At 59.8% G+C, this 13,794-nt stretch carries 15 protein-coding genes; 10 read left to right on the top strand and 5 right to left on the bottom strand.

The genetic code is table 11. The features are described from left to right. Positions 1-142: 142 nt before the first annotated feature. From GNX18_RS14835 to cysK, 5 genes are all read right to left on the bottom strand, one after another. Positions 143-733, bottom strand: a complete 591-nt coding sequence (locus tag GNX18_RS14835; protein ID WP_166219028.1) for an outer membrane beta-barrel protein — start codon at positions 731-733, stop codon at positions 143-145. A 70-nt stretch (positions 734-803) separates the two neighbouring features. Next, entirely contained in the window at positions 804-1,079 is a 276-nt protein-coding gene (locus GNX18_RS14830) for a type II toxin-antitoxin system HicB family antitoxin (RefSeq protein WP_138234291.1), read from the bottom strand. Between the two features lie 130 nt (positions 1,080-1,209). Next, positions 1,210-1,422, bottom strand: a complete 213-nt coding sequence (locus GNX18_RS14825; RefSeq protein ID WP_166219026.1) for a hypothetical protein — start codon at positions 1,420-1,422, stop codon at positions 1,210-1,212. Positions 1,423-1,530: 108 nt separating this feature from the next. Further along, a complete protein-coding gene (gene cysQ / locus GNX18_RS14820) occupies positions 1,531-2,367 on the bottom strand; it encodes a 3'(2'),5'-bisphosphate nucleotidase CysQ (RefSeq protein ID WP_166219024.1) in 837 nt (278 codons plus the stop codon). A gap of 98 nt (positions 2,368-2,465) precedes the next feature. Further along, positions 2,466-3,383 (bottom strand): cysteine synthase A, encoded by a 918-nt coding sequence (cysK, locus tag GNX18_RS14815; RefSeq protein WP_138234288.1) that lies wholly within the window; start codon positions 3,381-3,383, stop codon positions 2,466-2,468. 146 nt (positions 3,384-3,529) lie between these two features. Between cysK and GNX18_RS14810 the strand changes: the two genes are divergently transcribed. The 10 genes from GNX18_RS14810 (at position 3,530) to GNX18_RS14765 (ending at position 13,769) form a co-directional block, all read left to right on the top strand. Then, positions 3,530-4,228 carry a lysoplasmalogenase gene (locus GNX18_RS14810; RefSeq protein ID WP_240914027.1) on the top strand — a complete coding sequence of 233 codons (699 nt, stop codon included), beginning with the start codon at positions 3,530-3,532 and terminating at the stop codon, positions 4,226-4,228. 83 nt (positions 4,229-4,311) lie between these two features. Continuing rightward, positions 4,312-4,968: a GMP/IMP nucleotidase gene (gene yrfG, locus GNX18_RS14805; RefSeq protein ID WP_138234287.1), complete on the top strand. Its 657-nt coding sequence runs from the start codon at positions 4,312-4,314 to the stop codon at positions 4,966-4,968. A 216-nt stretch (positions 4,969-5,184) separates the two neighbouring features. Continuing rightward, positions 5,185-5,565: an RNA-binding S4 domain-containing protein gene (locus GNX18_RS14800; RefSeq protein WP_166220672.1), complete on the top strand. Its 381-nt coding sequence runs from the start codon at positions 5,185-5,187 to the stop codon at positions 5,563-5,565. 251 nt (positions 5,566-5,816) lie between these two features. After that, on the top strand, positions 5,817-7,337 hold the full coding sequence (locus GNX18_RS14795; RefSeq protein WP_166219022.1) for a serine protease: 1,521 nt from the start codon (positions 5,817-5,819) through the stop codon (positions 7,335-7,337). Between the two features lie 24 nt (positions 7,338-7,361). Further along, positions 7,362-7,796 (top strand): DUF4124 domain-containing protein, encoded by a 435-nt coding sequence (locus tag GNX18_RS14790; RefSeq protein ID WP_166219020.1) that lies wholly within the window; start codon positions 7,362-7,364, stop codon positions 7,794-7,796. Positions 7,797-7,955: 159 nt separating this feature from the next. Continuing rightward, positions 7,956-8,834: an Hsp33 family molecular chaperone HslO gene (gene hslO / locus GNX18_RS14785; protein WP_138234283.1), complete on the top strand. Its 879-nt coding sequence runs from the start codon at positions 7,956-7,958 to the stop codon at positions 8,832-8,834. A 576-nt stretch (positions 8,835-9,410) separates the two neighbouring features. Next, entirely contained in the window at positions 9,411-10,958 is a 1,548-nt protein-coding gene (locus GNX18_RS14780) for a phosphoenolpyruvate carboxykinase (protein WP_166219018.1), read from the top strand. A 144-nt stretch (positions 10,959-11,102) separates the two neighbouring features. After that, positions 11,103-11,783, top strand: a complete 681-nt coding sequence (locus tag GNX18_RS14775; RefSeq protein WP_138234281.1) for a D-Ala-D-Ala carboxypeptidase family metallohydrolase — start codon at positions 11,103-11,105, stop codon at positions 11,781-11,783. Between the two features lie 24 nt (positions 11,784-11,807). Continuing rightward, the gene (locus tag GNX18_RS14770; RefSeq protein WP_166219016.1) at positions 11,808-12,545 is read left to right on the top strand and encodes a D-Ala-D-Ala carboxypeptidase family metallohydrolase; all 738 of its coding nucleotides are present in this window, start codon (positions 11,808-11,810) and stop codon (positions 12,543-12,545) included. A gap of 99 nt (positions 12,546-12,644) precedes the next feature. Further along, complete coding sequence (locus GNX18_RS14765) at positions 12,645-13,769, top strand: AI-2E family transporter (RefSeq protein WP_138234279.1); 1,125 nt, start codon at positions 12,645-12,647, stop codon at positions 13,767-13,769. The last annotated feature ends 25 nt before the right edge of the window (positions 13,770-13,794 follow it).

Genomic DNA, 13,794 nt, shown 5'->3' with positions numbered 1-13,794 from the left:
TCCGCCAGCACAGGCCCCGCTGACGTGAATCCAGGTCAGCAACCGCTGGATAACCGGGGCGGTCCCTGTGGATGAAGGCGGTTTACTGCTTTTGAGGGAGACTTAAGTAGAGGCCGGCTCGAATCAGCCGGCCCTTTTCTGATTAGAACCGGTACGCAAAATTGATTGTCAGCGTGCGCAGGTGGCCGAGGTCGAAGCGGCGCTGGAAATTCTCGTCGACATCGAAATAACGGACCCGGTTGCGCACATTGTTGTAGTTGTACTCGATGGAAGTATCGAAGTCGCGCGTCCAGTTGTAGCGGTAACCGACGCCGGCATTCCAGTAGTTGTCACTGCTGTCGTCGTTCACTTCATACAGGACACCGTGCTTTTCGATGGTGTCCACATCGAACTCACCGTAGTTCCACCCCACCATCCAGTAGAAGCACTGCACATCGCAGGTCAGGGTGAAGTCGACCTTGGCCCCGATTCCCCACTGGTCCACATTTACCCGGCCATCGTCAAAGCCGGTGTAGCGCAGCTCCACCTGCCACACGCCGACGGTCGGTGTGACACCGATACTGGCGTAGCCGGCGAAGTCCCGATCATCATTGATCTGCAGTTCACCGACGCCGAGTCCGAGGGTGCCGATTACACGATATTCGCCATTGCAGTAGCCGTCGAATGGATTGTTCCACTGGGCCAATGCGGCACTGGAAGTAAACAGGGCCAGAAGGAATACCAGACCTTTCATTGTCACCGTCCTTGGATAAAACATTTGAAAATTTTTCAAATACGTCTTGTTGGTTTTGTCGCTCCGTCGTTCAGGAGTTCGGTCGTAATTCGTTGCGCTCGATGTCGATAATCGCCCACACACCGCCCACAAACGCAGGGTTTTTGCGCAACTTGTCGAGCTCGCCGGGGACCGGGGGTGGATCACCCGCCGCCTGCAGATCGTCCAGACGCTGGGCAATGGTTTCCGCCATTTTCTGCAGTGCGCCTTCGAGGGTATCTCCGTGGCAGTGGCAGTGGGGAAGATCCGGTGCGATGGCACCGTAACCGGCAAATTCGATGTTGTGTACCACGACCGGGTAGCGCATGGGACTTACTCGTTTACGTTAAATTTATATCCCACCAAGCGTAGACCCAATTGTCGAAACCTGAGCAAATTTCTCCGCGGAAAAACTATTTATACGACGCCGGCGCCGGTTGCCGACAGGCGGGAGAAATTTAGCGGGGAATGCGCCCGAGCAGGGCGCGACGGGAAAAGATCATTTCCCGGTAGGTCTGGACCAGCGACAGGTCGGGAGCATCATCCGCGCCCTGCAGATCCTCCACCTGTCGTGACAGCCAGGTGATCTCAGTCTGCAGGCGCAAGCGCAATGCGCGGATCTCCGCCTCGCTGATATTGATGTGTCTGGAAATGTTATGACTGCTGGGCAAGGGGCACCTCCCGGTCAGATCCCGGTTATCCGGCCATCGCGACATATCGCGCAGCAGCCGGATACACCAGTAAGACTAGACCAGTCTTTCCCCTTCAGCCGGGCGCATTTAACCGAGCAGCAGGGACTTCCAGTCGTAGGACGGATCGCCGATCACATAGAAGAAGGGGTTCAGCAGCGCGTCCTTCTGGTTGTAGCGCAGCAGCGCAAACTGCTCGTCCACCACGATGCCGCCGGCCGCTTCCACCACCGCCTGCGCCGCCGCCGTGTCCCACTCGCAGGTGAGCGCCAGGCGCGGGTAGAGATCCGCGGCGCCTTCCGCCACCAGACACAGCTTCAGTGAGCTACCCATGTTTTTGAGCCCGGTCTCACCGAGGCTGCCCTCAATGCGCGCGAGCAGTTCGTCCACCGCACCGGCGCCGTGACTGCGGCTCGCCACCACCTCGATTGGCTGGCTGCTGTCGAGACGCGGCTGCATCGCGCGCACTCCGATGGTCCTTTCACCACCGGCATCCCGCTTGATCGCGCCGAGGGACCTGGCGCCGGCGTATGTGATATCGAGTACCGGTACATGCACCACCCCCAGCACCGGCTCGCCGTTCTCGATCAGCGCCACATTCACCGTGAACTCGCCGTTGCGGCGGATGAACTCCTTGGTGCCATCCAGCGGGTCGATAATCCAGTAGCGGTTCCACTGGCTGCGCACCTCAAACGGGGGCAGTTTGCCCTCTTCGGACAGCACCGGCACGCCTTCGATCAGCTGCTCCAGCGCGGGCAGCAGGATTCTGTGCGCTGCGAGATCCGCGGCGGTAACTGGGGAATCGTCAGACTTGGTGTCCACCTCCAGCTCGCCGCTGGCGTTGTACACCTCGAGAATCGCCTCTCCGGCTTGTACCGAAATGGCGATGACCCGATCCAGCAGTTCCCTGCTAATTACATTTTCCATGATTCCCCCGCTTTGACTTTCTTTGACGACAAAACGGGGGATTATACGCAGAGCGCGGCGGATGGGGCATCCCGCTGCAGCTTTGGGAGGCCGGGAGTTCAGGCGGAAAAGAGATCTTCGATGGACAGATAGCGCTCGCCGGTATCGTAGCTGAACACCAGCACCCGGCTGCCCGGCGCGAGCTCCTGCTCCTTCTGCTTGAGTGCGGCTAGAGAGGCCCCGGACGAGATGCCCACAAAAATGCCCTCTTGCAGCGCGCACTGGCGCGCCATCTCGAAGCTCTCCTCTTCCGACACCGCTATCGTGCCGTCGAGAATACCCTTGTTCAGAACCTCCGGCACAAACCCGGCACCGATGCCCTGCAGCCGGTGCATACCTTTCTCTTTACCCGCGATTACCTGGGATTTCTCCGGCTCCACCGCGAACACCTTGAGGCCCTTCATCGCCTCTTTCAGCACCTCGCCACAGCCGGTGATATGCCCGCCGGTGCCGACACCGGTAATCAGGTAATCCAGCCCCTCGGGGAAATCCGCCAAAATCTCTTTTGCGGTGGTGTTGCGGTGCGCGGTCACATTGGCCGGATTGTTGAACTGCTGCGGCATCCAGCTGTTGGCGTTCTGCGACAGTATCTCCTCCGCCTTGGCGATGGCACCGGGCATGCCATTTTCCTTGGGAGTGAGCACCAACTCCGCTCCCATTGCCTTCATCAGTTTGCGTCGCTCCACCGACATGGACTCCGGCATGGTCAGGATCAGTTTGTAGCCCTTGACCGCCGCCACCATGGCGAGGCCGATACCGGTATTGCCGGATGTGGGCTCCACGATCACACCGCCGGGTTTCAGTGCATCGGATTTTTCCGCATCCTCGATCATACCGAGCGCGATGCGATCTTTGATGCTGCTGCCGGGATTAAAACGCTCCACCTTCATCCACACTTCGATATCGTCGCGGAACAGACGGTTAATGCGCACATGCGGGGTGTTGCCGATGGTTTCGAGGATATTGCGGGCTTTCATCTGTCGCTCCCTGAAAAGACGATAAAAATGGAGACAGCGGGTTGCGGCCCATTTGCTCCGCCGCCCGCTTTCGCGAATACTCGCGCAAGAATACTCCCCCGCGACAAAGATAAAAACCGGCAGAAAGATAAAAATCAGGAGATGTCATGAACGACGCAGCGATGACCTCAGACCAACACGGTGGAACCTCGCCATCCGCACTTCCAGTCGGGGCCAGCCTGCTGTTCCTGCTGGCGGCGGCGCTGTATACGCTGCTGGACGCCACCGGCACCGAGGCGCTGTGGATGGCGGCGCTCAAGATCGTGCCCATCGGCGTCCTGTTCTGGCTTGCGGCGCAAAGACTGGTTGGCACCACCCGCACCCTGGCCCTGCTGGCACTCGGTTTCTCTGCTATCGGCGATGTGCTGCTGGCCATTCCCTTCGCCAACCATTTCATCTTCGGGCTCGGCGCTTTCCTATTGGCGCAACTGACCTATACCGTGACCTTTGCCCGCAATGGCACGTTGAGCTTGTGCCTGGCGGGGCGCGCTTTCGCGGTGCTGGTGGCGGTTGTGCTGCTGGGCCGCCAGGTGTTGCCCGCTGCGGGCGCGCTGGCGCTGCCGGTGGGGCTGTACATACTTGCGATTAGCGCGATGACCCTAAGTGCCGCCGCCCATCGCAGCGGCTCGTCCCTGCTGTTTGCCGGCGCGCTGACGTTTATGGCCTCCGATGCGCTGATCGCCATCAACCGTTTCGTGAACCCGGTGCCGCTGGCGGGCACCTGGATCATGCTGACCTATTACGTTGCACAGGCGCTGCTGGTAGTGGGGCTGATCCGCGCGGATTTGACGGCGCGGCGGGCCTGATTTGTCGACGTCGCGGGCTTGGTGGATAATGAACGACGTTTTTTTGTACAGCCCGGGCCCATGGGCTATTTGACGAGGTAGTCATGCTGGATTGGAGCCGGATCGATACGGTGCTGTTGGATATGGACGGCACGCTGCTGGATCTGCACTACGACAATCATTTCTGGATGGAGCATCTGCCGCTGCGCTATGCGGAGGCGAACGATATTTCAGTGCCGGAGGCGCGAGAGCTGGTGATCCGCATGACCGATGCGTTGCGCGGTACTCTGGATTGGTACTGTCTGCGCTACTGGTCCGATGCGCTGAAGATGGATATTGCGGCGATGTACCGGGAAATTGAGGACCGCATCGCACTGCGCCCGCACACGGACAATTTCCTGCGCAGCCTGCGGCAGATGAACAAGCGCGCGCTGCTGGTGACCAATGCGCACCCGGATGGGCTGTCGCACAAGCTTGAGGTGACCGGGATCGATCAGTGGCTGGATGAGATTATTTCTTCCCATGACCTGGGCCATGCGAAGGAAAGTGTACTGTTCTGGCACTCCCTGCAGGAACGCCAGCCGTTCGATCCGGAGCGCACACTGTTTGTGGATGACAACCTGCATGTGCTCGGTGCGGCGCGGGATTACGGGATTGCGCATCTGCTGTGTATCCGCCAGCCGGATAGCAAGCACCCAGCTCGAGAGATTTCTGAATTCCCCGCGATTCACGACTTCGATGAGATTTTGGGGGTTCTCTGAGGTTTTTTTGGAGCTCCGGTCGTACCTGCAGTAGCGGCCGGGCACCGGGCAAGGGTTTTCAGGACCGCTGTGAACCCATCCCTGGGCGCTGCGGCGCAAACATCCTGTTTGCGACGCTCCTGAAAACCCTTGCCCGGCACCCGACCTTCGCATAACGATTCAGGCTTCGTAGTTTTTGTAAATTCGTAGCTATTTTTATTTTTTGAAATTTAGTTGATGGATAAAGTTCGTATTGATAAGTGGCTCTGGGCCGCGCGATTTTTCAAGACTCGCAGTCTCGCCAAGCAGGCGATTGAGGGCGGGAAAATTCACGCGGATGGCCAGCGCATTAAAGCCAGCAAGGAAATTTCGCTGGGAATTACTCTCACCATTCGCCAGGGTTGGGATGAGAAAGTTGTGGAGGTCATTGCGCTTTCTGATCAGCGCCGCGGTGCCGACGTTGCTCAAACGCTGTATCGGGAGACGGAAGAAAGTATTTCGAAGCGCGAACAGTTTGCAGCCGAACGCAAGACAAACAACGCAACAATCCAGAGTGAACGTCCCAACAAAAAACAGCGCAGGCAAATCCACAGATTTATCCGCGAATCACAGAATTAGCTGTCAGCGCTTACGAAGCATAAAACTCAGAATTGAAGGCCGGGTGCTGGGTGGAGCTTTTCAGGAGCGTCGCAAACAGGATGTTTGCGCCGCAGCGCCCAGGGATGGGTTGAAGGGGGGCGCCTAGCCCGGTCCTGAAAAGCTCCACCCAGCACCCGACCGCCACAGCACCTCAAACAGAGCACCAAACCACGAGACTCCGAACCGAAGTGCTAAACTCCCGAAACCTAACGAATAAGCAAGAAGCCGCAATGAAACACCTGCTGAAGTTCTGCCTGCTGATACTCTGTTTCACCCAGCTCGCCCACGCCGACAGTCGCGAGCACGAGCAGCTCAAGCGCTCGATCATCAAGATCTACACCACCGCCGCCGCCCCCGACTACTTCAACCCCTGGGCCCTGCTCAACGCCCAGCAACTGTCAGGCTCCGGCGCCGTCATCAAAGGCAAACAGATCCTCACCAACGCCCACGTCATCGCCGACGGCAGCTTCATCCAGGTGCAGCGTCACGGCGACGCGCAGAAATTCCGCGCGCGGGTCAAATTCGTCTCCCACGACGCCGACCTCGCCCTGCTCAGCGTCGACGACGAAACCTTCTTCGACGACACCCGCCCACTCGCCTTCGGCACACTGCCCGAACTGCAGGAAGAGGTCACCGTTTACGGCTATCCCATCGGCGGCAAGTCCCTGTCCATCACCCGCGGCGTACTCTCGCGGGTCGAGCACCAGTACTACGCCCACGCTGAAAGCTACCTTATGGCCGGCCAGATCGACGCCGCCATCAACCCCGGCAACAGCGGCGGTCCGGTGATCTCCAACGGCAAGATCGTCGGTGTTGCGATGCAGACCAACAACAGCAACGGCGCCGAGAATCTCGGCTATTTCGTGCCACCTAGCGTGGTCGAACATGTGCTGGAAGATGCCGAAGACGGCGTGCACCAGGGTTTCCCCGAGCTAGGCGCTGTGACCCAGAGCCTTGAAAGCCCCTCGATGAAGGCTGCCGCGGGCCTGGCGGAAGATCAGGAGGGCGCGCTGGTGGTGCGGGTGTTTGAGGATGCGCCGGCGGCACAGGTACTCAAGGCGGGAGACGTACTACTGCAGGTGGATGGCTTCGACATCGCCGCCGACCGCACCATAGAGTGGCGCGAAAATCAGCGCACCAACTACCACTACGCCGTGGATCACCACCACGTGGGTGACGAGTTGCCGGTGCGCTTTTCCCGCGACGGCAAGATTCACAACGCGAAAATCACCCTCGCCGCCACCCCGCCCTCGCGCTCGCTGGTGCAGGGGGAGAAGTTCGACCAGCGTCCGCGCTATTACATCTACGGCGGCGTGGTGTTTGTGCCGCTGAACATGAACCTGATCAAACGCTGGGGCAACAACTGGCACTCCAAGGCGCCGATTGAGTACCTCTACGCCCGCAACCAGTGGTCGAACCCGGAGCAACAGGAACTGGTGGTGGCCCTGAAGGTGCTGCCGGCGCCGGTGAACCTGGGTTACCACGACTGGAAAAACTGGATCATTGAGAGCGTCAACGGCGAGCAGATCCGCGATTTCCTGCAGTTCGCGCAGTTGATGGAATCCAGCGAAGGAGAGTTTGTGGAACTGAGAGACAGCTCCGGCTATCGCATGGTGCTGGACACCGCGGCGTCGCGCGAGCAGCAGCCGCTGATCCTGCAGACTTACCAGATTCCCGAGCGCCACTCGCAAGGGCTGTTTGGAACCCTCGCCGAACGCGAGACCGCAGAAGCGCTCGGCCAGGTTCAGTAAGCAGACATTATCCAGGGAGGGGAAATGATACGAGCACTGCTGTTGATCGCCTGTAGTGTGCTGACCATCCACGCCGACGCACAGCAGCTCTATCGCTGGGTGGATGCGGACGGCAAGGTCCACTTTGGCGACCGACCGCCGGCGGCAGCGAAGGCGGAGCCGCTGGACGGAAAATTAAAACCGGTGAACGGCGCCGAGCCTACCCGACGCCAGGATTTTCCAGACACTTCGCGCTCCCGGGAGATTGAGCGCGAGTACGCCGCGCGCAAGGAGTCGCAACAGTCGCGCAGCCTGCAACAGCAGCAGATCGCCTGCCAGCGCGCGCGCCGGCAACTGCAGATACTTCAGGGGCGGGTGTATTTCGTCGACGAAAACGGCCAGGAGTCCACCATCAGCGAACGCCAGCGGCAGCAGGAGGCCCAGAAGCTGGAAGCCGAGATCCGCCGCTATTGCGGCTGAGCGGTCAACCCGCCACTGCAATCGTCGCTATCATAGAAGACCGTCGTTTTCGCGCGCGGCAGGCCCCGGCGGGCGGCTGGACGTTTCCGCGGCAGAGCAGACCTGGTTCCGGCAGGCTGCTAGAATCGCCACCCCCAGATTTTCGTGAGGCACTCAGTCATGTCGGACCAGTTGGAACGCTTCATTTTCTCCAGGCACGATATTCGCGGCCAATTGGTCACACTAACCAAAGCCTACCGCGAAGTGCTTGAGCACAACCAGCTGCCTGCGCCGGTGCAGCGCCTGCTGGGCGAGTTTCTCGCCGCCGCCTGCCTGCTTTCCACCACACTCAAGTTCGAAGGCATTTTGATGCTGCAGGCCCGCGGCGAAGGCGACGTGCCCCTGCTGGTGGCGGAGTGCACACACCACAGTGATGTGCGCGGTCTGGCGCGGGTAGCGGAAGGTGCGGAAATACCAGAAGGTGCAACCCTGCGCGAGCTAGTGGGCAATCGCGGCGCGCTTGTGATTACCGTGGACCCGCAGGAGGGCGAGCGCTATCAGGGCATTGTGCCGCTGGAAAAAGATACCCTGGCGGAGTGCCTGGAGGATTATTTCACCCAGTCCGAACAACTGCAGACCCGCTTCTGGATCGAGTCGAGTGCGGATACGGTGGGCGGCGTCATGCTGCAGGTGCTGCCGGGCAATAATGCGGCCAGCGAAGCGGAGAACGCGGATGCCTGGGAGACTGGGGTGCACCTCGCAGCCACTGTCACCGCAGAGGAGCTGCACAACCTGCCGCACGATCAGTTGCTGGTGCGGTTGTTCCACGAACTGGAACCCGCGAGCCTCGGTACCGCCAATATCCGCTTCAAGTGCAGCTGTTCTCCCGAGCGCAGCGCGCGCGCGCTGATCGCCATGGGGCCGGAGAATGTGTACACCCTGCTGGAGGAGCAGGGCGGGGAGATCACCGCGGACTGCCAGTTCTGCAACCGCACCTATCGTTTCGATCGCGAGAAGATAGAAGCACTGTTCAACGCTCCACCACACACCCTGCATTGAACCCCGAACACAACCCCTGCAGTCAGAAGGCGCGCCATTGGCGTAATGGTGCTCACTTAAGCAGCTCTGTGGCGGTGCCGCTACCGGGTGCGCTCTTGCGAGACACGCCGTAGACCCATCCATGGGGGCTCTTCTGCGAGGTCCCTCTCGCAGAAGGTCTCACAAGAGCGCACCCGGCATCGCCACCTTCGCCCGATATTTTGCTAAGTGAACCGCATTACGCCATTGGCGCGCTTTTTTGTATCTGCCGCCAATGCGATCCCGCTCCGGCGGCCACCCTCCCGCTGGCCTTCCTCGCGCTGTAGTTGAAACTACAGAACCACCAATATTCCCAATATTTATGAAGTAAAAAAACTACATCATAAATTTCGATGAAATTTCGCTAAAAATTTTCCTGACAACGCTGTCTTTGATCAAAATTTATTCTGTTTTTCTGTGATCAGAAATTGAAGTTTGCCATAATGCGCCCGCTCGCGAGGCCTGGCCGCAGATGCGGCGCGCGGAAGCTTGTCGCGGTATCTGGCGGCACCCCCTACTATTTATTTCAGTGATACAACTTTCATGGGTAATAAGCGAATGGCACAGCAAGTCGATACGGTGCAGGTATTTTCCAACCTTTCCGCCGCGCAACTGGTGGAGCAGGCACTGCAGCGTGGCGAAGGCCACCTTACGCACACCGGTGCTCTGTTAGCCGTTACCGGTGCGCGCACCGGTCGCTCGCCGGCGGACCGTTTTGTGGTGGAGGAGCCGTCCACCGCCGACAGCATTGAGTGGGGAAGCGTGAACCGCCCCTTCCCGGCGGACAAGTTCGACGCCCTCTGGAGCCGTGTCGAGGACTACGTTGCCAGCCACGACAGCTTCGTACAGCAGCTGCACGTGGGTCAGGACGAGGACCACTATATTCCCGTGAAGGTGACCACCCAGACCGCGTGGCACAACCTGTTCGGCCGCAACATGTTTATCCGCGCCGAAAAGTACAATCCCAAGGGCAAGGAAGAGTGGCGTATCCTGCACGCGGCCAACTTCGAGTGCGACCCGTCCCGCGACGGCACCAACTCCGAGGGCTGCGTGATCATCAACTTTGCCAGCCGCAAGGTGCTGCTGGCGGGTATGCGCTACGCCGGCGAAATGAAAAAGGCCATGTTCTCCGTGCAGAACTTCCTGCTGCCGGAAAAAGACGTGATGCCGATGCACTGCGCGGCCAATGTGGGCAAGGACGGCGACGTGTGCCTGTTCTTCGGCCTCTCCGGCACCGGCAAGACCACCCTGTCCGCGGACCCGGAACGCTACCTGATCGGCGACGACGAGCACGGCTGGGCCAAGGGCGGCGTATTCAATATGGAAGGCGGCTGCTACGCCAAAACCATCAACCTGAGCCAGAAGAATGAACCGGTGATCTGGGATGCCATCCGCTTCGGCGCCATTGTCGAGAACGTGGTGACCGACGACACCGGCGTGCCGGACTACGACGACACCAGCCTGACCGAGAACGGCCGCTGCTCCTACCCGCTGGAGCACGTGGAAATGCGTCAACTTGAGAACCGCGCCGGCGAACCGAAGAACGTGATCTTCCTCACCTGCGACGTGACCGGCGTACTGCCACCGGTAGCCATCCTGTCCAAGGAAGCGGCCGCTTATCACTTCCTGTCCGGTTACACCGCCCGTGTGGGCTCCACCGAACTGGGTGCGGAAGCGGGCATCAATCCCACCTTCTCCACCTGTTTCGGCGCTCCCTTCATGCCGCGCGCGCCGCGCGAATACGCGGACCTGCTGATGAAGCGTATCGAGGGCTTCGGGTCCAGAGTCTACCTGGTGAACACCGGCTGGACCGGCGGCTCCGGCGACAAGGGCAAACGCTTCCCGATTCCGGTCACCCGCGCGGTGGTAGCGGCGATCCAGAACGGTGCACTCGACAATGTCGGTACCGAGCACCTGGACATCATGAACCTGGAAATCCCGCTGGAAGTACCGGGCGTGGACAAGTCCTACCTGAATCCGCGCAACGCCTGGGCCGATCCTGCAACCTACGACGCGGCGGCGAAAAAACTCGCCGCACTGTTTGCCGACAACATCGGCAAGTTCGCAGTCAACGACGAAATCAGAGCAGCCGGCCCCAAAGGGTGATGGTGCGCTGATCCAGCATAAAGGCGGTCTCTGACCGCCTTTTTTGTGTCCGACAGTTTCCGCGCCGGAAAGCTATAGTTTTTGGAGAGCCAGTGTTCCGTCACGGCTTTCCGATCAAACCACAGGGGCAAACAGGCAGCGGGCATGCCGTCGGGCAATCCACTCTCCAGATTCAGGCGTCGCTACGATCATCTCTCACCCAGTCAACAGACCAACTGGTGGGTGGTGGTGGGCGTGGCCGCACTGCTGTTACTGCTGCTGCTCGGGCTTTGGGTCTACCTGCTGTTCGAGGCGCGGGAGAAGCCCTATATGGATCTCAAGGGCTACCGCGTCGCGACACCCGCGAGCTTCAACGCGTTCCTGCGCACTGGTGCGAACCGACGCAAGTTCGACCAGTTTGCGCGCTTCCTGCAAGAAGCCGGGGTGGCGGATGCCATTGAACCGGAAAGCTTGCTGCGCCAGGGATCCGACTGGCTGGACATTGACGAGCCCCCCTTTGCCATCCCGCCGCGGGACTACTGGCCGAATATAGTCGCCACCCTGAGGCTGCTCCGCGACGAAGTGGTGCCCGCCATCGGCCCCGTGGATATCGTCTCGGCCTTTCGTACCGACAGCTACAATCGCAAAGCGGGCGGCTCCCACAAAAGCAAGCACAGAACCTTCTGCGGTGTCGATCTGGTACCCCGCTCCAATATCGGCCGCAGTGAACTGATCGAGGAACTGCGCAACCTGCACGCGCGCCTCGGCCCCGACAGTCAGATGGGGCTCGGCATCTACAGCGGCGTGCGCTTTCACGTGGACACCTGCGGCTTTCGCCGCTGGTAATCGAGTAGCCCGGTAGTTGCCAGCATGGATATCAAAGAAAGTCCGGATCACGAGTTTATCGACATCCACATCGAGCGCCGGCGGGTGATATGGATCACTGCACTGGTGCTCCTGTGCACCCTGGTACTCGTGGTACTGACGGTGGAAAAAGTGCGCGAACTGGCGGAGCGCGCGGTGCGTCCGGTGGAATATATCCCCGTTCCCAAACCCGAGCGGATACCCATCGCACCAGACGCGCCTCTGGTTTTCAAAATCAAAGGCTATTCCGCAGCTTCCGTCGGGTCGTTTGAAAAATTTCTCGATGAGGGCAACAACCGGCAGAAATTTGAAAAGCTGAAATTTTTTCTCGACACCAAAGGTGTCGGGGATGTGGTGCCGCCGTTTGAACTGCTGCGCCAGGGTAGCGACTGGCAGGAAATCGGCGAACCCCCCTTCGCAATCCCACCGGAGCGCGACTGGAAAACCATGGTGGATACCCTGCGGGTGATTAAAAATTTTGTGATCCCCGAAATTGGCCCTGTGGTGGTACTCTCCGGCTGGCGCACGCCCAAGTACAATGCCAAAGCGGGCGGCGCGCGGTCGAGCAAGCACCTGCATTTCTGCGGTTTGGACATGATTCCGGAGGCCGATTACACCCGCTCAGAACTGCTGCCGAAGTTGCGCAAGATCCACCAGCGCCACGGGCGCAAATGGAACATCGGCCTCGGTATCTATAGCGGTATTCGCTTTCATATAGATACCTGTGGTTTCCGGCGCTGGTAAGCACCCCACTATCTGGTTACATTAGCCCCACATCGCCCGGCGCCACCCGCGTCGCGCCAGGAAGTACACACAAACAACAAGATTCCTCGGGGGCAGGCAGTGCAGGAAAAACTGGAAAGACGCTCATTCATTTTCACTCTGCTGCTGGTGACGGTTGCCTTTGTCCTGCTGCTGAAGCCGTTTTTTACCGCCATTTTCTGGGCCTGTGCGGTCGCACTGATCTTCCATCCGCTGTATCGCTACCTGCTCAAGCGCTTTCCCGCATGGCCAAATCTCACCGCACTGGTGACCCTGCTGCTGTGCTTTATCGCCGTGGTGATTCCGGTACTGCTGGTGGCGAGCTCGTTTATCAGTGAAGTGGCGAGCCTGTACCAGAAGGTGCAATCCGGCGAGATCAATCTCGGTGCCAAGGTAGAGCAGGTGCGCGCCGCTTTCCCGGGCATCAACGCCGCACTTGAGCGCTTTGGTATGGATTTCGAGGGGCTGAAGCAACGCCTGCTGGGCGGGCTGATGACCGCGGGCAGCCTGATTGCGAAAAACGCCCTGGCGCTGGGCCAGAATACCCTCAACTTTTTTGTCAGCCTCGGGCTGATGATGTACCTGACCTTTTTCCTGATCCGCGACGGAAACTCGCTGGTGGCACTGCTAATCCGCGCACTGCCACTGGGCGACGAGCGGGAAAAACTGCTGCTGGCCAAATTCGCCGAGGTCACCCGCGCCACCATCAAGGGCAATCTGGTGGTGGCCGTGACGCAGGGCACCCTGGGCGGGCTGATTTTCTGGGTGCTGGATCTGCCGGCACCGCTGCTGTGGGGCGTGGTGATGACGGTGCTGTCATTGCTGCCGGCAGTGGGCGCGGCCATCATCTGGTTTCCCGCCGCACTCTATCTGTACTCCACCGGTGAAGCGGTCAAAGCCACGACGCTGATGATCTATGGGGTGCTCGTCATCAGCCTGGTGGACAATATCCTGCGCCCGATCCTGGTAGGCCGCGACACCAAGCTGCCGGATTACATCGTGCTGTTTTCCACCGTCGGCGGGCTCATCATGTTCGGCATCAGCGGTTTCGCCATAGGCCCGCTGCTGGCTGCACTGTTCATGGCGTTCTGGGAAATTTTCATGCGCGAGTTCATCCGCCGCGATGAACCACTGCTGCCGCCGCGGGACGAATCGCCGCTGGACGAGCTGGACAAGCGCGACTCTTCCGCGGACAGTGCGCTGTAAGCCCGCACCTATTTCGCCGCTGCTT

Source organism: Microbulbifer sp. SH-1 (assembly GCF_011326135.1).
Lineage (GTDB): Bacteria > Pseudomonadota > Gammaproteobacteria > Pseudomonadales > Cellvibrionaceae > Microbulbifer > Microbulbifer harenosus.
Note: the sequence above shows the minus strand (reverse complement) of the source record. Positions and strands in the feature narration are given on the sequence as shown.

Excerpts from the sequence above, each read along its gene's own strand:
- GNX18_RS14775 (WP_138234281.1), top strand. The coding sequence starts at position 11,103 with ATGCCGTCGGGCAATCCACTCTCCAGATTCAGGCGTCGCTACGATCAT.
- GNX18_RS14830 (WP_138234291.1), bottom strand. The coding sequence starts at position 1,079 with ATGCGCTACCCGGTCGTGGTACACAACATCGAATTTGCCGGTTACGGT.
- cysK (WP_138234288.1), bottom strand. The coding sequence starts at position 3,383 with ATGAAAGCCCGCAATATCCTCGAAACCATCGGCAACACCCCGCATGTG.
- GNX18_RS14800 (WP_166220672.1), top strand. The coding sequence starts at position 5,185 with ATGGATAAAGTTCGTATTGATAAGTGGCTCTGGGCCGCGCGATTTTTC.
- yrfG (WP_138234287.1), top strand. The coding sequence starts at position 4,312 with ATGCTGGATTGGAGCCGGATCGATACGGTGCTGTTGGATATGGACGGC.
- GNX18_RS14835 (WP_166219028.1), bottom strand. The coding sequence starts at position 733 with ATGAAAGGTCTGGTATTCCTTCTGGCCCTGTTTACTTCCAGTGCCGCA.
- GNX18_RS14795 (WP_166219022.1), top strand. The coding sequence starts at position 5,817 with ATGAAACACCTGCTGAAGTTCTGCCTGCTGATACTCTGTTTCACCCAG.
- GNX18_RS14770 (WP_166219016.1), top strand. The coding sequence starts at position 11,808 with ATGGATATCAAAGAAAGTCCGGATCACGAGTTTATCGACATCCACATC.
- GNX18_RS14810 (WP_240914027.1), top strand. The coding sequence starts at position 3,530 with ATGAACGACGCAGCGATGACCTCAGACCAACACGGTGGAACCTCGCCA.
- cysQ (WP_166219024.1), bottom strand. The coding sequence starts at position 2,367 with ATGGAAAATGTAATTAGCAGGGAACTGCTGGATCGGGTCATCGCCATT.
- hslO (WP_138234283.1), top strand. The coding sequence starts at position 7,956 with ATGTCGGACCAGTTGGAACGCTTCATTTTCTCCAGGCACGATATTCGC.
- GNX18_RS14780 (WP_166219018.1), top strand. The coding sequence starts at position 9,411 with ATGGCACAGCAAGTCGATACGGTGCAGGTATTTTCCAACCTTTCCGCC.
- GNX18_RS14790 (WP_166219020.1), top strand. The coding sequence starts at position 7,362 with ATGATACGAGCACTGCTGTTGATCGCCTGTAGTGTGCTGACCATCCAC.